General features: G+C 37.0%; 10 protein-coding genes. 3 read left to right on the forward strand and 7 right to left on the reverse strand.

Going from position 1 to position 19,523, the window contains the following annotated elements:
- Nucleotides 1-97: 97 nt before the first annotated feature.
- Nucleotides 98-2,974, reverse strand: coding sequence for an excinuclease ABC subunit UvrA (uvrA, locus tag ACTXGU_RS15135; RefSeq protein WP_443482364.1), 2,877 nt, complete (start codon nt 2,972-2,974; stop codon nt 98-100).
- Between the two features lie 4 nt (nt 2,975-2,978).
- Entirely contained in the window at nt 2,979-4,958 is a 1,980-nt protein-coding gene (gene uvrB / locus ACTXGU_RS15140; protein ID WP_443482365.1) for an excinuclease ABC subunit UvrB, read from the reverse strand.
- A 1,178-nt stretch (nt 4,959-6,136) separates the two neighbouring features.
- On the opposite strand from uvrB, the gene ACTXGU_RS15145 reads away from it, so the two are divergent.
- A complete protein-coding gene (locus ACTXGU_RS15145) occupies nt 6,137-7,162 on the forward strand; it encodes an HD-GYP domain-containing protein (protein WP_443482366.1) in 1,026 nt (341 codons plus the stop codon).
- Between the two features lie 285 nt (nt 7,163-7,447).
- On the opposite strand, the gene adhE is transcribed toward ACTXGU_RS15145, so the two are convergent.
- From adhE to allC, 4 genes are all read right to left on the reverse strand, one after another.
- Nucleotides 7,448-10,051: a bifunctional acetaldehyde-CoA/alcohol dehydrogenase gene (gene adhE / locus ACTXGU_RS15150; protein WP_443482367.1), complete on the reverse strand. Its 2,604-nt coding sequence runs from the start codon at nt 10,049-10,051 to the stop codon at nt 7,448-7,450.
- Nucleotides 10,052-10,755: 704 nt separating this feature from the next.
- The gene (gene ggt, locus ACTXGU_RS15155; RefSeq protein WP_443482368.1) at nt 10,756-12,366 is read right to left on the reverse strand and encodes a gamma-glutamyltransferase; all 1,611 of its coding nucleotides are present in this window, start codon (nt 12,364-12,366) and stop codon (nt 10,756-10,758) included.
- 64 nt (nt 12,367-12,430) lie between these two features.
- Nucleotides 12,431-13,660 carry a pyridoxal-phosphate-dependent aminotransferase family protein gene (locus ACTXGU_RS15160; protein ID WP_443482369.1) on the reverse strand — a complete coding sequence of 410 codons (1,230 nt, stop codon included), beginning with the start codon at nt 13,658-13,660 and terminating at the stop codon, nt 12,431-12,433.
- A gap of 18 nt (nt 13,661-13,678) precedes the next feature.
- Nucleotides 13,679-14,914 carry an allantoate deiminase gene (gene allC / locus ACTXGU_RS15165; protein ID WP_443482370.1) on the reverse strand — a complete coding sequence of 412 codons (1,236 nt, stop codon included), beginning with the start codon at nt 14,912-14,914 and terminating at the stop codon, nt 13,679-13,681.
- A 265-nt stretch (nt 14,915-15,179) separates the two neighbouring features.
- Here allC and ACTXGU_RS15170 point away from each other — a divergent pair, with 265 nt between their 5' ends.
- Both ACTXGU_RS15170 and ACTXGU_RS15175 read left to right on the forward strand, forming a co-directional pair.
- Nucleotides 15,180-16,802, forward strand: a complete 1,623-nt coding sequence (locus ACTXGU_RS15170) for a PucR family transcriptional regulator (protein ID WP_443482371.1) — start codon at nt 15,180-15,182, stop codon at nt 16,800-16,802.
- A gap of 176 nt (nt 16,803-16,978) precedes the next feature.
- A complete protein-coding gene (locus ACTXGU_RS15175; RefSeq protein WP_443482454.1) occupies nt 16,979-18,274 on the forward strand; it encodes a nucleobase:cation symporter-2 family protein in 1,296 nt (431 codons plus the stop codon).
- 380 nt (nt 18,275-18,654) lie between these two features.
- On the opposite strand, the gene rpiA is transcribed toward ACTXGU_RS15175, so the two are convergent.
- Complete coding sequence (rpiA, locus tag ACTXGU_RS15180; RefSeq protein ID WP_443482372.1) at nt 18,655-19,353, reverse strand: ribose-5-phosphate isomerase RpiA; 699 nt, start codon at nt 19,351-19,353, stop codon at nt 18,655-18,657.
- Nucleotides 19,354-19,523 lie beyond the last annotated feature (170 nt).

Here is a 19,523-nt window from a genome sequence, read left to right on the forward strand (position 1 = left end):
GAAATGCACATGCATTTCTTTTTTGTTGGCTCTGTTAAATTCTATTGTTGATCGTTTAACAGAGCATTTTTGTTAAATATTAACGCCAAACTCTTTTTTAGTGAGAAGTAACTCTTTCCATACTTTCTACCTGTTCTTGCATACGAAGGCGGTCTCTTTCTAAAATCGGCTTTAAATATTTTCCTGTATACGATCCATCTAGATTTGCAATTTCTTCTGGTGTTCCTGCACCTAAAATGGTGCCTCCTTTGTCTCCGCCTTCTGGACCTAAATCAATAATATAGTCTGTTGCTTTAATAACATCTAAATTATGTTCGATTACCAACACGGTATCTCCATTTTCCACTAATCGCTGCAGCACAACTAACAGCCTGGAAATATCGTCTACATGCAACCCAGTTGTTGGTTCATCTAAAATATAAAATGATTTACCTGTTGAACGGCGATGCAGTTCAGAAGCAAGTTTTACCCGCTGCGCTTCCCCACCGGATAAAGTAGTCGCAGGTTGTCCTAGTTTCACATACCCTAATCCTACATCCACAATTGTTTGCAGCTTCCGATGAATTTTTGGGATGTTTTCAAAAAAGGAAACAGCATCTTCGACTGTCATTTCCAACACATCGGAAATATTTTTCCCTTTGTATTTTACTTCTAATGTTTCCCGATTATATCGTTTGCTATGACATACTTCACACGGTACATACACATCTGGAAGAAAATGCATTTCAATTTTAATAATACCATCGCCTCTGCATGCTTCACATCTTCCGCCTTTTACATTAAAGCTGAATCTTCCTTTTTTGTATCCGCGGACCTTTGCTTCATTTGTCGCAGCAAACACATCGCGAATATCATCAAATACACCTGTATAAGTTGCAGGGTTGGACCTGGGTGTACGGCCGATTGGCGACTGATCAATATCAATGACTTTTTCCAAATGCTCGATGCCTTTTATTTCTTTATGCTCTCCAGGTTTTGCTTTGGCACGATTTAGCTTTTGCGCTAAGCTTTTATGGAGAATTTCATTAATTAACGTACTTTTCCCTGACCCAGATACTCCTGTTACTGCCGTAAATACACCTAAAGGTATTTTGACATCTACATCTTTTAAGTTATTTTCATTTGCTCCGATTATTTCAATATATCTGCCATCATGCTGTTTTCTTTCTAACGGTAATGGAATAAACTTTTTACCGGATAAATATTGTCCTGTAATAGATTTTTTATCTTTCATCACTTGCTTCGGTGTGCCGGTGGAGATAATTTGTCCGCCATGCACTCCTGCTCCTGGTCCAACATCAATCAAATAATCAGCTTCCATCATCGTATCTTCATCATGTTCTACAACGATAAGCGTATTTCCAATGTCCCTCATATGCTTTAATGTTTCGATCAGCTTGTCATTATCTCTTTGATGAAGCCCAATAGATGGTTCATCTAAAATATATAATACTCCTGTTAAACGAGAGCCAATTTGTGTTGCCAATCGAATTCTTTGCGCTTCACCGCCCGAAAGAGTTCCTGCTGACCTGCTTAACGTTAAATAATCTAATCCAACATTGATTAAAAACCCTAAACGCTCTGTTATCTCCCTTAAGATAAGATTAGCGATTTGTTTTTCTTTATCCGTTAACGTTAAACTGCTAATAAAATCATTCGCTTCGACAATGGACTTTTGTGTTACTTCCCCAATATGTATTCCATTTACATGAACTGCCAACGCTTCTTTTTTGAGACGATACCCTTTACATGCTGGACAATGCTGCTGGGCCATGTATTTTTCCATTTGTTCTCTTACATAATCTGAACTTGTCTCTTTGTAGCGTCTTTCTATATTTCTTATGACCCCTTCAAATTGGATGTCATTTTCTCTAATTTGTCCAAATTCATTTTCATATCGAAAATGAATTTTTTCTTTTCCGGATCCATATAAAACCTTATCTAACAGATGTTTTGGAATATCTTTTACTGAAATATCCCTATCAATTCCATAATGATTACAAACACTTGCTAATAATTGGGGATAATATTGAGAACTAACCGACTCCCATGGTGCAATCGCATTTTCATTTAATGTCAGCTGCTGATTAGGAATGACTAAATCTAGGTCCACTTCGAGTTTTGTTCCAAGCCCATCACAGTCTGGACAAGCACCAAATGGACTGTTAAAAGAGAATAATCTAGGTTCTAATTCTCCGATTGAAAAACCACAAATTGGACAAGCATGGTGCTCACTAAACAGCAATTCTTCTTGCCCTATTACGTCAATGATCACTTTGCCTTCTCCAAACTGCAAAGCGGCTTCTAAAGAATCAGCAAGTCTTGCTGCAATCCCATCTTTTACTACAAGACGGTCAATTACAACCTCAATATTATGCTTTTTATTTTTCTCAAGGGTAATGTCATCCCCTATTTCATACATTTCTCCATCAATACGAACCCTTACATAGCCTTGCTTTTTTATTTCCTCTAATACTTTTACATGGGTGCCTTTTCTTCCAGAAATAACGGGAGCCAACACTTGCATTCGCGTTTTTTCTGGATATTCCAATATACGGTCCACCATTTGTTCAATTGTTTGAGAGCTGATTTCGATGCCGTGTTCTGGACATGTCGGTCTACCAACTCTTGCATACAACAACCGTAAATAGTCGTATATTTCCGTTACCGTTCCAACTGTTGACCTAGGATTCCGACTTGTCGTTTTCTGATCAATCGATATGGCAGGAGAAAGGCCTTCAATCGAATCTACATCCGGCTTATCCATTTGTCCCAGAAATTGACGTGCATATGCTGATAATGATTCTACGTATCTTCTTTGTCCTTCTGCATAAATGGTATCAAATGCAAGAGAAGATTTACCTGATCCAGACAGCCCTGTAATGACTACTAGTTTGTCTCTTGGAATGGTTATATCAATATTCTTTAAATTATGTGCTCTTGCACCTTTAACAATTAATTTATCTTTTGCCATTCTTTCACCCCTCTGCTTTTAATTCTAAGAGTAAATCACGCAACTCTGCTGCCCGTTCGAAATTCAGCGCTTTTGCCGCTTCTTTCATTTCTGATTCCATTTGCGCAATCATGACATCTCGTTCTTTTTTGGTCAACTTTTCCAGTTTCACACTAGTTTCATATTCGTCTGGAACTTCCGCTACTTGTGTTGCGCGGATTGATTCGCGAATGCCTTTTTGAATCGTTTGTGGAATAACTCCATGTTTTTTATTGTATGCCTCTTGAATTTCACGGCGGCGTTTCGTTTCACTAATTGCCAACTCCATAGAGTTGGTTATTTTGTCGGCATACATAATCACTTGGCCATTTGCATTTCTCGCTGCACGTCCGATCGTTTGAATTAAAGAACGTTCCGAACGTAGGAATCCTTCTTTATCGGCGTCTAATATCGTCACAAGAGAAACTTCTGGAATATCCAATCCTTCTCTTAACAAATTTATTCCAACGAGTACATCATATTTTCCAACTCTCAGTTCTCTAATTATTTCAATTCGTTCTAATGTTTTCACTTCCGAATGCAAGTATTGCACTTTTATCCCTATTTCTTTTAAATAGTCCGTCAAGTCCTCTGACATTTTTTTCGTTAATGTCGTCACTAATACTCTTTCATTTTGTTTAATTCTTTCCTGGATTTCTCCAATTAAATCATCTATTTGACCTTCAATTGGACGAATATCAATGGTTGGATCCAGCAAACCTGTTGGCCGGATAATCTGCTGTACCATTTCAGGTGTATGTTCTAACTCATAAGGGCCTGGCGTCGCAGAAACACAAATCATTTGGTGGATATGCTTTTCAAATTCGGTAAATGTTAATGGTCTATTATCTAAAGCAGACGGTAAACGGAAACCATGATCCACCAATACATTTTTCCTTGCCTGGTCGCCATTATACATTCCTCTAATTTGTGGAAGCGTAACATGTGACTCATCGATTACAATCAAAAAATCTTCAGGGAAATAATCCAATAACGTATATGGAGTAGATCCTGGGGGCCGCAAAGTTAAATGTCTGGAATAGTTTTCAATCCCAGAGCAAAAACCCATTTCCCGCATCATTTCTAAATCATAACGAGAACGCTGCTCTAAGCGCTGTGCTTCTAATAATTTATTATCCTCTCTTAATTTAGCGAGCTGTTCTTCTAATTCTTTTTCAATGTTTTCAATTGCCAGCTTCATTTTTTCTTCTCTTGTAACGAAGTGGGAAGCTGGAAAAACAGCAATATGATTGCGGTCGCCTATTATTTCACCCGTTAGTGCATCTACTTCACGAATTCGATCGATTTCATCGCCGAAAAACTCTATTCTTACACAATGTTCATCACGAGAAGCCGGAAAAATTTCAACAACATCCCCTCTAACTCGGAATGTACCGCGTTTAAAATCGATATCATTGCGGTCATATTGAATATCCACTAGTTTTCTTAGTAGCTGGTTTCTTTCCAGCTCCATGCCTGTTCGTAAAGAAACAACCATTTCTTTATATTCTTCAGGAGAACCTAAGCCGTAAATGCAAGAAACACTAGCAACAATAATGACATCTTCTCTTTCAAATAGCGACGATGTTGCAGAATGTCGAAGTTTATCGATCTCATCGTTAATACTTGCATCCTTTTCAATAAAAGTATCCGTCTGAGGAACATATGCTTCTGGTTGATAATAATCATAATAGCTGACGAAATATTCAACCGCATTATTTGGAAAAAACTCTTTAAACTCACTGTATAGCTGACCTGCCAATGTTTTATTGTGGGCAATGATTAAAGTTGGTTTTTTTACTTCTTTTATTACATTGCTTATCGTGAAAGTTTTCCCGGTACCAGTAGCACCAAGCAAAGTTTGAAGTTTTTTGCCCGATTGAATGGCTGAGACTAACTCCTTGATTGCCCTCGGCTGATCTCCTTGTGGAGAATAATTGGAAACTAAATCAAATTGCTGACTCACGTTAAACATCCTCCCATTTTATCCCTTTAAATAAAAATAAGGACCATACAGACTGTTGACAACTATCTTTGGTGGTTCCGTTATCCACTTTCTAAAAAACAGAACGCTCTTTTCGTATAGATTGTTGTTATTTACCCCGTAGCCTGAATACACTTCGCTTTCCGCGGACGAGTGCCGAGCCTCCTCGTCGCTATGCTCCTGTGGGGTCTCGTCTTTCTCGCTTTTCCCGCAGGAGTCTACGTGTATTCAGGCTGCTCAGTGCTTCTGCCACGTTTATTATTTATTCAAAAACAACAACTTTTAGAAAACAGCCAAACAAAAAAATGAATCCTTCTATGTACTTACAAACACGCTTCTTTTTATACTGCTTAAAGCATTTAACTTCTGCGGAGTTAACCTATCGTTTTGCTTAAAGAATTCTCCTTAAGCCTTCTATCAATATATTTCCATTCTACCACAAACAAAGGATTTCAAACCAGAAAAACGAACGAATATTCGTTTTTTACTAAGTGGTTGGTTTAGAGAAGCTTATCACTCGCCCCAAGGAAAGCGATAAGCTTCGGAAAACCCCTTTAAACAGAGCATATTTTCAAGGTAGCCACCCATGCAACAAAATTCGCACCATGGCGCATGAAAAGAAGCAGTCTCCCTATTTTTTAGCGCAGAGCAGCCGGCATACACGAAGACTCCTATGGGATTAGCGGGACAGCCGAGACCCCGCAGGAGCGCTAGCGACGAGGAGGCTCGACGCCCGGCCCCATGGAAAGCGAAGTGTATGCCGGCTGCGGACTACTCACAAGAACACCACACTTTTCAGGGTAGCCTTTCAAAAAAGAATGACTGATCAAACCACACTGTCCTTTAACAGCACTGTTCGATCAGTCATTCTAAATGGATTATTTCTTGATAATGTAAACAAATTTTTACTACTGTTTAAGTTTGGAAGTACTAATTTCGATTTCGGTATTATTTTGCTAACAAGCAAATTTGAAAGAAAGGAGATTTATTTAGGGGCTTCTATTTAGAATAGTAGTTATTTAACAATACAGTGGTTTAAATTAGTAAATATGTATGACGTTTTCTAGTAAGTTAGTAGGTTTTCTTGTTCATTTTTCTAAGGTAATATTTACAAAAAGATTATTTTCAGGAAAAAAACATTTTTTAAAGGGGAACATTAAATGGATATGGAAAATACAACAGCCGATATAATCGGGAATCCACTAAGCAGAGATATCTTTTCAAATTCCATACAAGGTCTTTTATTATTAAAAAAAGGGACTATTTTAAATCAAACACATATAAAATTACTCGAAAAACATCATGTAGATCCTTCTATCATTATTTCACCTTTTTCTTCCAATTCTATTTCTATTGAAAAAATGTATCCTACTCTATTACATGAAGTAAAAAAAGTATTTCAACATATCCTCCAAAAAAAAGAGGAAGGGCTAGACCAGCTTCTTTCGCATTTTACCATACTAATGGAGCTATGTTTACAAGACTTTTCTGCTTTAGAAATTATTCATAAGAATGCTTCTCAATCGGATTATATTTACCAGCATAGTATAAATGCAGGCATCATCTCCGCTATGATTGGAAAAATATTAGGTTATTCGAAAAAAAATTGTGAGCTCCTTGGACAAATGGGGTTATTCCATGATATCGGGATGTTATCTATTGATCCGGCTATTGTGAAAAAAAAGGGAAAATTAACTCAAAAAGAATATAAAGAAATGCAAAAGCATACGGTACTAGGAAAAAGCATCCTTTTCCCATTAACAAAATTAGATATCCTTATCTCAAGAGCCGCTCTATTACATCATGAAAAAATTAATGGAAAAGGCTATCCATGCAACCGTTTAGAAAAAGATATCCCTTTTATGATTCAAATTGTCTCTGTTGCAGATATCTTTAATAGTATGTGTACTTCTAATACATATAAGGAGAAGAAATCTTATTTTGAGGCGATTAACGAATTAATAAGTGAAGCATATGGCAACACATTAAACCCTGCCATAGTTATTCCATTTACACAATTTATTATGAGAAAGCAGCTTTTTAAAAAGGTGAAATTAAACAATAATGAAACAGCAGAGATTATTTTTATCCATGCCAACGAACCGCATTTACCACTCATTCGTTTAAAAAATAAGTATATTGATTTACGAAGGGCTGCTCCATTAAAAATTACTAGTTTCGCGTAGTATTCTTTTATGCAAAAGGCTCAGTTAAAAGATATTGTTATTTTTGTCTATATTTGAAGCACCGAGCAGCAGGAATACACGAAGACTCCTACGGGAAAAGCGAAATAGGCGAGACCCCGCAGGAGCGAAGCGACGAGGAGGCTTGGCATTCGCCCGTGGAAAGCGAAGTGTATTCCTGCTGCGGACCTTCTTTTAACATCAACAATAAAAATTAACAAAGTCATGCAAAAAAACGAGGGGGGGCTACTCCTCGTTTTTTTTGCATGAAATTTAGAAACAATCAGATTAAACGCCTTTAAATGCTTTACGATAAATATCAGCCAACTCTGAAACAAGTGGTAACTTAGGGTTTGCAGTTGTACATTGATCCTCAAACGCACGGTCTGCTAAATATTCTACTTTTGCTTCAAAATCTTTTGCATTAACGCCGTTTGCTTCAATGCTCATTGGAATATTTAATTCTTTAGCAAGACGAACAACCGCACGTATAAAGCTTTCTACTCCTTGTTCCACTGTATTTGCAGGCAAACCTAATATTCTTGCTAATTCTGCATAACGTTCATCTGCTTTAAAGTGTTCATATTTAGGGAATGCAGTGAATTTCTTTGGTTTTTCTGCATTATAACGAATAACATGCGGCATTAAGATTGCATTAGAACGTCCATGCGCAATATGGAATTCAGCTCCTAATTTATGTGCCAAGCTATGGTTGATTCCTAAAAATGCATTGGCAAATGCCATTCCTGCAATCGTAGATGCATTATGAACTTTTTCGCGCGCTTCTTCATCTGCTCCGTTTCGATACGCTTTTGGCAAATATTCAAATATTAATTGAACTGCTTTTACTGCAAGCGCATCGGTATAATCATTTGCCATAATTGACACATATGCTTCGACAGCGTGTGTTAATACGTCCATTCCAGTATCTGCTGTAACTGCCGGTGGTACGGTCATAACAAACTGCGGATCAATTATCGCTACATCAGGCGTTAATTCATAGTCTGCTAAAGGATATTTTACGTTTTGCTCTTTATCTGTAATTACAGCAAAAGATGTAACTTCAGACCCTGTTCCAGAAGTAGTTGGAATGGCAACAAACTGTGCTTTCCCTCCTAAACTTGGATATTTATAAATTCTTTTTCTTATATCCATGAATTTTTGTTTTAAGCCAAAGAAATCTTCGTCTGGATGTTCGTAAAATAACCACATTCCTTTTGCAGCATCCATCGGTGATCCACCGCCAAGTGCGATAATGCAATCTGGCTGAAACTTCGCCATCATTTCTGTTCCTCTTGCAACCGTATCTAATGATGGATCTGGCTCTACATCAGAGAATACTTCTACTTGTACTAAGTTTTCTCTTTTTCTTAAATGATAAAGCAATTTATCCACGTATCCGAACTTCACCATATATGGATCAGTTACAATAAACACTCGAGAAATATCGGTCATTTTTTGTAAATATTGCACAGAATTTTTTTCGAAATAAATTTTAGGCGGAACTTTAAACCATTGCATATTATTATTTCTCTTCGCTAATTTTTTGACATTTAATAAATGAACATCCGTTACGTTAGTAGATACAGAGTTTCTGCCATAAGATCCACAGCCAAGTGTTAAAGACGGCATATAAGCGTTATAAATATCGCCGATTGCCCCTTGAGAAGATGGAGCATTGTTGATAATGCGGCATGCTTTCATACGTAATGCAAATGCTTTTGTTACTTCTTCATCCTCAGAATGAATGACTGCAGAGTGTCCTAATCCACCAAACTCTAGCATTTCTTCTGCTCGTTTGATTCCTTCTTCCGTTGAATTCACTTTATAGCAAGCTAGAACTGGACTTAGTTTTTCTCTTGAAAGCGGGTAAGCAGGACCAACGGCTTCTAATTCAGCAATTAATATTTTTGTATCTTCCGGCACTTTTACTCCTGCTAGATTCGCAATATAGTGTGCAGATTTACCAACAATATTAGGGTTGACTGCACAAGTATTTTCATTGATTACTAGCGTTTCTACTTTCTTTTTCTCTTCTTCATTTAAGAAATAGCAATTATTGCGCTGAAGCTGATTTTTCACTTCATCGTAGATCTCTTTATCAATAATTACTGCTTGCTCAGAAGCACAGATCATACCGTTATCAAATGTTTTAGAAAGGATTAAATCATTTACTGCTCTTTTTACTTTTGCTGTTTTTTCAATATAGCATGGAACGTTCCCAGCTCCTACTCCAAGAGCAGGCTTGCCACAGCTGTATGCAGATTTCACCATTCCCGGACCTCCAGTAGCAAGTATTAACGAAATTCCAGGGTGGTTCATTAACGCTTGTGTTGTATCAATAGACGGTTTCTCAATCCATTGGATGCAGTTTTCAGGTGCGCCTGCTTTTACAGCAGCATCCCTTAAGATTCGAGCAGCTTCACTGCTGCATTTTTGTGCAGATGGATGAAAGGCAAACACAATTGGGTTGCGTGTTTTAATGGCAATAATCGCTTTAAACATCGTCGTTGATGTTGGGTTTGTAACTGGGGTAACACCAGCAATCACACCAATTGGATCAGCTATTTCTACTACACCATTTACTTCATCATCATTAATAACGCCAACGGTACGATCATATTTTATATTGTGATAAATATATTCTGTTGAGAAAATATTTTTAATGATTTTATCTTCATACACGCCTCTTCCTGTTTCTTCTACAGCAAGCTTCGCTAAATGCATATGTTTATCTAAACCAGCTAATGCCATTTCTTTTACAATATTATCAACTTGTTCTTGATCTAATTGATAAAATTCTTCTAATGCTTTTTTTCCTTTTGCTGCTATTTCATCAATAATGGCGTTCACGTCTTTTTTTGCTTTTACATCTTTTTCAACAACTGACATCTTAAATCCCTCCATTTTTCATTACAGAATGAATTCCAAAAAATAACTTTGTGAAACAATTCACAAGTATATCCTAAAGAAAAACTACTTGATTAGTAGCTATTTTTCAGGGATGACCACATCCTTTTCTATAGAATTATAGAATAAAAAATGTATGATGGCTTAACACTGCTGCAATAAATAAATATGGTAATATATTGCTTTTATACCAAATTCATCTTTATTTCTCTTTACACCCTTATCATATACTGGATTGAAATAAGCATCAATAGTTTTAATGAAAATTTGCTCAGTATTTCACAAACTTGTTCACATTTTGTTCACAATTACATATTTCTATCTTCTTTTAAACAATAAATCGAGAGTACATGTTCATGTTTCGCCATATTAACAGGAAACGGGACATGCTGATTTTATCAACATGTCCCGTTTTTTTTATTTGGCTGTTTTCTCAAAGTTTGTTGTTTTTTACGTAAAAAATTGGGAGAAGCAATACTCAGCAGCCTGAATACACGTAGACTCCTGTGGGAATGTGAGAAAGACGAGACCCCACAGGAGCGTATGCGACGAGGAGGCTCGACGCTCGCTAAACGGACGAAGTGTATTCAGGCTGCGAAGTTTAAAAGTAACAATCTATACGAAAACAGCCTTTTATTTATATAATTAACGAATAGTCCAATTATTGTATAGTATCTACTTCTCTATTACCAAATAGCTACACTGCCATCTGTACGGGATTCTGTTCCGCCGTAATACACACCTGTTTCTGGATCTCGCCAAATGATTTGCGCTCTTCCACATTCATTCGAATCGATGGACATCGTAATTTCATGTCCTTTTCTTCCTAACCCTTCAATAATATGACGAGGAACATTTGTTTCCAGCATAATTTTTTTGTCGCCAAACCATTGCCAACGAGGGGCATCAATAGCCGCTTGTGGATTTAATCCGAACTCAATCATGTTCATAAGTACTTGCACTTGTCCTTGCGGCTGCATAAATGCTCCGATTACCCCAAAAGGACCAATCGGTGTATCTCCTTTTGTAATAAAGCCTGGAATAATCGTATGATACGTTCTTTTACCAGGTTTTAAACAGTTCACATGATTAGGATCCAAAGAGAAATTATGGCCTCTATTCTGCAGTAGAATGCCCGTTCCAGGAACAACCAAACCAGAACCAAAATCTCTGTAGTTGCTTTGAATAAAGGAAACCATATTCCCTTCATCATCAGCAGCTGCGACATAAACAGTACCGCTATGCTGCGGTTTTCCAGCTTGCGGAAGACTTGCTGTATCTTTAATCTGCTTTCTGCGTTCATCTGCATACTCATCTGATAGCAGCTCTTCCAGTCTTACTTTCATATCTTCCTTTTCGGTAATAAATTCTTTTCCGTCTGTAAAAGCCAATTTCATTGCTTCTAATTGAGTATGATACGTATCGATTTGCTCTTTTTCATGAAACGTATAGCCTTTTAGAATATTTAATGCCATAAGGACAACTGTACCTTGACCGTTAGGCGGGATTTCCCAAATATCATAGCCTTTATAGTTTGTAGAAACAGGCGTTACCCATTCTGGATAAAAATTAGCTAAATCTTCTTTTCTAATCTTACCGCCATATTCTCTTGAAAATTGGTCTATTTTCTCGGCAAGTTCTCCACGATAGAATGATTCTCCATTGCTTTCAGCAATACTTTCTAAAGTAGTGGCAAAATTCTCCGATTTCCAAACTTCCCCTATTTGTGGAATTCTTCCATTTGGTGCAAACGTTTCAAAGAAAGCTTCATGTGCTTCACCTTTTAATTCTTTTTTTAACTTATTCACACCGTTCATCCAGTTTCTTCCTGCAGTTGGAGACAGTGGGAAACCTTCTCTTGCATAAGTTATTGCCGGCTTAAGAACTTCACTTAGGCTTAATTTTCCAAATCGTTTCGAAAGGGCAGCCCACGCAGATGGTGCTCCTGGAACAGTTACTGGAAGAAATCCTCTTTCAGGTACAGAAGAAAAACCAGCTTCTTTCACTGCTTCTACTGTTGTTTTCATTGGAGCAGGTCCACTTGCATTTAAACCATAAAGAGAATTATTCATCCAAACGATTGCAAAAGCGTCTCCGCCAATTCCATTAGAAGATGGCTCCACAACGGTTAAACAAGCTGCTGATGCAATAGCTGCATCCACTGCATTTCCACCCATTCTTAATATTTCCATCCCCGCCTGTGCAGCTAACGGCTGCGAAGTCGCAACCATCCCCTTTTTTGCAATAGAGCATACGCGCTTCGAAGAATACGGATAGGTTAAAAAATAATCATTCATGCTATAAACCCCTCTCTTTATGGCTAAATTGTAAAGTAAAGGCTGCATAGTTTTCTTCGTACTATTACTTACCTTTTGTGTAAATATCTAATGATGCTTGAATTCCTTCGCCTTTGTTCACTTTCACACCATGTCTAATTAAGCATGCTTCTAGACTTGCTAATGCAAATAGAACATTTTCTTTGCGGCAGCTGTATCCCATTGTACCAATTCTCCAAATTTTACCGTGAAGTGGTCCGAAGCTGCTTGCTATTTCTACTCCAAACTCTTGAAGCATCATATTACGAACTGAATCTGCATCAATTCCATCAGGAACGTTAATACAAGTAACAGTTGGCAGCTTATGGCGACTGTCGCCAAATAATTCTAATCCCATTGCTTCTAAACCCGCAACAAGTGCTTTTTCATGGAATTTGTGACGGGCAAATCTTTGCTCTAATCCTTCTTCCAAAAGAATTCTTAAACCTTCATGCAATGCATATAACATAGACGTTGTTTCTGTATGATGATTTAGTCTTCTTGGGCTCCAATAATCCTGCAATTGACTTAAATCCAAGTAATTAGTTCGAATCGGATGGTGGTACGACTTTTCTAGTTCTTGCTCCGTTGCAATACCTCTTTCTACCTTTTTACGTTGTAGAAGAATTTTTTCAATGCGGTCATTGTACGTAAGTGGTGAATTTCCAGATGGAACAGAAATACATTTCTGATTTCCGCCAATCGCTGCATCAATATACCAATTATCTGTTTGAACATCAGCACCGCCAATTGTTGCAACAGCATCGACAACAAATAGAATATCTTGTTCTCTACATGCTTTTCCGATTTCTTCTAATGGCTGCATACGACCTGTTGATGTTTCACCATGAACAATTGCTACGATTTTCGGATTTACTTTTTTGATTTCCTTAATAACTACTTCAGGATCAAAAACTTCTCCCCATTCACATTCAAGTAAATGGATATCTGCACCGTATCTTTCAGCAATTTCTGTTAATAAATGACCGAATCTTCCGTATATAGGGATAAGTACTTTATCACCTGGCTCGATGATACTGCCTAAAACAGCTTCCAACCCAGATCTTGATGTACCATCAACCGGAAATGCCCATTTATTTTTCGTTTGGAATAATTCTTGAATCATCGTCATTACCGTATTCATAATGGAAGTGAATGCAGGATCAAACTGGCCAACTATTGGTGTACTCATTGCTCTTAATACTCTTGGATCTACTTCTACTGGTCCTGGTGTCATAATCGTTCTTAACGGGGTATTAAGTTCTTTATAGCTCATATTTGTTCATCCTCTCTATTAATATGCCATTTTATATAACATTTCGATTAAAACAATTACTCCATTCTTTAAATCTTCTGGTTTTGTATATTCTAATGGAGAATGACTAATGCCATTTTTACTTGGTACAAAGAAAAGGGCTGTTGGACAATATGTTCCAAACATTTGGGAGTCATGTCCTGCTCCACTAATCATTTTACGATATGGGATATCCATATCTTTTAAAAGATTATCAGAAATATTGATTAAATCGGGATCCATTTTCACCGGCTTTACATTTACCCATTGCTCTATATCTAAACCAGTCTCTTTTTCCTCGCAAAAAGCATGAAAATAAGAAAATATTAGACGACAATACTGATCTAAAACAGCCTCTTCATGATGACGTACATCTAGTGTAAATATCACTTCATTTGGAATGACATTAGGAACATTAGGAGAAACCGTTAGCTTGCCGACAGTAGCTACTAAACTTTCATCTATTTCCGAAGCTTTCTTTAATGTGTATGCTATTAACTCTGCAGCAATATGCATACTGTCTTTTCGGTAGGACATCGGCGTCGTACCAGCGTGGTTGCTTTCGCCGGAAATCTTTATATTAAACCTTTTTTGTCCTACTATATGTGTAGCAATGCCGACCGACTGCTTTTCCTTCTCCAGAACTGCACCTTGTTCGATATGAACTTCTATAAAACTAGCTATATCATCGCGTACAGCTTGCCCGCCTGAAGGAGAAAAACCCGCTTGTTCCATTGCTTGATGAAATGGAATTCCATTAGCATCACTCAGCTCTTTACTATCGTTCATGTTGAATTTGCCTGTAATAGAACCTGATCCCCAAAATGCTAATGGGAATCGACTGCCCTCTTCTTCACATAAAGAAACAACTTCAATTGTTTTTTTCGGCAGTCCATAATGTTTATATAAATATTGTACCGCAAGTAAACTTGCAACCACTCCATAGGCTCCGTCGTACTTGCCGCCATCCACGACTGTATCAATATGGGAACCAGTAAGGATTACTCTTTCTTTTTCTTCCGTTCCAGTTAATCTGCCAAACAAATTACCAACGCTGTCAAAATAAGATTGCAACCCAGATTCATCCATTTTCGTTTTTAATGCTAATTGAGTTTTTTGCCAAGTATCATCATATAATAGTCTTGTGACCCCATCATTAGCTGTTTTGCCAAACCCAGCTAACCATTCGACCCACTGTTCCACCTCAGCTGTTTCCATATTAATTGTTGTTTTCATTCTAAATCTTCCTCTCGATGAAGGTATGTGCTGAAACCACCTTTAATTATATATAATACATAACAATTTCGTCCTGTTTTTGATTCGATCTTTTCTGTTATATTTTATAACATTTACTTCCTATTTTAATAAGAATAAATAAACATTTCATTAGAAAAAACGTTAGAATTAGCGAATTTTTTTGTGCAAATTAACCAAGACTACCGTTATAATAAAAATAACATATTTAATTATGTAACTTTTCTTAACACGAACGGAGGATAAAATGAAAATAAACAGCATCCTTAATAAGCCATTTTTCCACAATGTAAAAGTAATCGCAGGAGAATCTGGACTAGATAATGAGATAAAAAACATTACGATGATGGATGCACCAGATATCGTTCATTTTCTTCATCCCAATGATTTTCTTATTACTACTGCCTATCACTTAAAAGATGACCCTAACAGTATTGTTGAACTAATAAAAAATATGCATAAACAGAAATGTGCTGCTTTAGGGATTAAAACAAAACGATTTTTATCTGGCATTCCAGAAGAAGCGATTCAGTTTGCCAATGAGTTTGGGTTTCCAATCATTGAGATTCCATTAGAAACTTCGCTAGGCGAATTTGTAAACGCAACATTAAATTACATTTTAGATCAACGGACAACGGATTTAACAAATGCCTTTGAAATACATCGGAAATTTACACAGGATATTCTAAAAGGAAAAGGCATAAAAAAACTGATAGAAGAATTATCGAATATAATTGGCCAAAAAGTTATTTTATTTGATCAGCATTTTCAAATCCATGCATCTTCTTCATCGAAATACCCGATCGAACGTTTTCTTACGCAATTATACTCGGAAGGCTTCCAAATGTTATTGGAAAATACAACGCACACTTGTTTTACTATAAGACATACGGAGGAAACCGTTTGTGTATTTCCTGTTACAACCCATATAGGAAAACCAGCCTATTTAGTCGTTCTTGGCAATATTCCAATAGATGATAAAAGCATTCTATTAATTATCGAACAAGCAATCAATGTATTATCCTTTGAATTAATGAGAGAAAACACATTAAAACAATACGCAAGACGTGCCCGCAATGAATTTTTTATTAATTTTGTGGAAGGTACTTTCACTTCAAAAGAAGAGATTGAAAATAGAGCAAAGGAATTTCAGTTAAAAAGCGAGCAGCCTACCATTACAATCATCGGAAAAATAGATCAAGATGAAAAACGAAAAAGCTTCACCCAATATCAGCTAGAAACAGATTATATTTATGAATTTTTAGAAATGGAAATTACAAAAGCACCTTTTCCTGTTCATTTATTTCTAAAGGGTGATATGTGCATTCTTATGATGGAAGCACCTGAACAAAGTTTCGATATCGATGCTTTCATTATTCCGTATTTAAAGAAATTGCAGGCATACATTAAAAACATCTTTAAAAAAACCATTTCATTTGGCATCAGCAACATCGGGCACAATCTGTTTAATGTTCCAAATATGTATAAAGAAGCAGTAAGCGCCATTCATACTGGCCAGTTGTCTGGCAATGTGCAATTTATTCAAGTGCACCGCCCGAAAGATGTATCCGAAATGCTTCGAATCATTCCAATAAAAGACTTGCAGGAGTTTTATGATCATACCTTTCAAGGATTTAATGTTAATCAAGAAGAAGATGAGGAACAAATACTGCTTACTACTTTATCCGTTTATTTAGAAACCCACTGCCAAATTTCCGAAACAGCCAAAAGGCTGTTTGTTCATCGTAATACTGTCATCTATCGATTAGAAAAATGTGAAGAGTTATTAGGCAGAAGTTTAAAAGATGCAGATATTACGTTTCACTTAAGGTTAGCATTTCGGATAAAGACTATTCTGCAAACAAAATAGCATATACCTTAACAAAATTAGCAAAATATACTATATTTTCTAAAAATTTTGTTTAGTATAACTAATGACAGATTAATACCCTGGATTTTATGATGTTATTAAACCTAACTTATTATGTTAGATAAGTTAACATCACTAAAAAGGGGAGATTTCTAGTGAACAATCAACACGGGGGTATGAAAATTTTTTCTTTAGGCCTACAGCATGTCCTAGCCATGTATGCAGGAGCAATCTTAGTTCCATTATTAGTAGGTAGAGCATTAAACTTAACAGCAGAGCAGCTAGCTTATTTAGTTGCCATCGATTTATTAACATGTGGAATCGCAACACTGCTGCAAGCACGGAAAAATAAATATTTAGGAATTGGACTTCCAGTCGTTCTCGGCAGTTCGTTCGTTGCAGTTACACCGATGATGTCCATAGGAGCTAAATATGGGGTAACTACCATATATGGGGCAATCATTTTCACCGGTATCTTTATTGTCTTATTTGCACCATTCTTTAGTAAAATCACCAAGCTTTTTCCTCCAGTCGTAATCGGGACTGTGGTTACGATGATCGGGTTGTCACTTATTCCAACAGGGATAAGGAATATGGCTGGCGGTGTTGCAAGCCCAAACTTCGGAGCGCTGGAAAACCTTGCACTTTCCTTTGGAGTATTGCTATTTATTTTACTTCTTAACCGTTTTGCAAAAGGTTATTTCCAATCCCTATCCGTTCTGATTGGAATTATCTTTGGTACAGTTGTCGCTGCTATTTTCGGAAAAGTGAATTTTGCCGCTGTTGCAGAAGCAAGCTGGTTTCATCTTCCAAAAGCATTTTATTTTGGGACTCCAACATTCGAGGTTGGGCCTATTATTACAATGTTAATAGTTGGAATTGTAATTATCATTGAATCAACAGGTGTATTCTTTGCCCTTAGCAAAATATGTGATACCCCTCTTAACGAAAAAGATTTAACAAGAGGATATCGTGCAGAAGGATTAGCGATTACACTTGGAGGAATTTTCAACGCATTCCCATACAATACATTTGCACAAAACGTTGGGCTCGTTCAGCTTTCTAAAGTTAAAACGCCAAATGTTGTCGTTGCTGCTGGAGGTATTTTAGTATTTTTAGGACTTATTCCAAAAGTAGCTGCTTTTGCAACCATTATTCCAACACCTGTATTAGGGGGAGCAACGGTTGTTATGTTCGGTATGGTTGTTGCTTCAGGAATTAAGATGTTAAGCACTGTTGACTTTAATAATCACGCTAACTTGCTTGTCATGGCTTGTTCCATTTCTATCGGATTAGGAGCTACTGCTGTTCCAGATTTATTTGCACAACTTCCACCAAGTATTCGCATTATCGTAAGTGATGGAATTATTACTGGAAGCTTAGTTGCCATCTTATTAAATTTATTATTTAATGTAAAATCAAGTAAAAAAAGCGCTTCCCAATCAACAGAATCATTTGTAAAAACAAACTAAAATCAAAGCGGAAGCGCCTTGTTCAGCCCCGAAGAAAAATGTTCATTTGACGCCAAAAGTACTTTTTACTTTTGGCTGTTTTCTCAAAGTTTGTTGATTTTACATATTTGGAAAAGTGTTTCATAGCAGCCTGAATACACGTAGACTCCTGTGGGAATGCGAGAAAGACGAGACCCCACAGAGCGTATGCGACGAGGAGGCTCGCCGCTCGCTAAACGGACGAAGTGTATTCAGGCTGCGAGTTTAAAAGCAACAATCTATACGAAAACAGCCTTACTTTTAGAGGCAAAAGGTTATTTTTCACAAGGGGGAGGCGCACACGTCGAACCTCAGTAAATCCACGCTTTAGAAGACAAAAAAACTAGCTGTTACATAAATTGCTAGTTTTTTTTATCTGTAAAATCTTTCATTTTGGTCTTAATGACAATATTTTTATGATGATCTAATGTAACAACATGATGAATTCGATTAACAAACAAACCATTTTCCACGACGCCTGGAATATTATTTATTGCTAACTCCAATTCTTTTGGGTTCTGAATACTGGAAAAACAACAATCAATCAAATAATTTCCATTATCTGTTACGTACTGACCTTTCTCTTTTTGACGGAATGATGTTGTACATCCTAAATGTCGGAGTTGCTTCTCCGTTAATGTTGCTCCAAACGGAACTACTTCTACTGGTAAAGGAAAGCTTCCGAGTGTAGAAACAAGCTTACTTGAATCTGCAATAACGATAAATTTTTCCGCCGCATTAGCAATCACTTTTTCTCTTAACAGTGCCCCTCCTCCACCTTTAATAGCATTAAATTGGCTGTCAATTTCATCAGCACCATCAATTGCTACGTCCAATTTTTCAACCTCGTCTATTTTTAAAAGTGGAATCCCCAATTTGTTCGCCAAATTTTCCGTTTGAACAGATGTTGCTACCCCATTAATACGAAAACCATTTTTTACCAGTTCTGCTAATTTTACAATTGTATAGTATACAGTCGTACCAGTTCCTAATCCAACCGTCATGCCATCTTTTACATATTCACTTGCAGCTTTTTCGCCAACCGCCGCTTTTTCGTTCAAAAACCCCACCCCCGCAAAAAAACTATATTTTTTATGTTTAGGCTCTGTTAAATTTAGTTGTTAATTTTCAAAAGGTCAGGGAATCCACTCCCTTTCCGCTGACGAGCCTGGCAAGCCTCCTCGCTCGTACCTCACTGCGGGGTCTTGTCAGCCCGTTTTTCTGCATGAGT

This window comes from Niallia sp. 01092, from assembly GCF_052318935.1.
Taxonomy (GTDB): Bacteria; Bacillota; Bacilli; order Bacillales; family Cytobacillaceae; genus Niallia.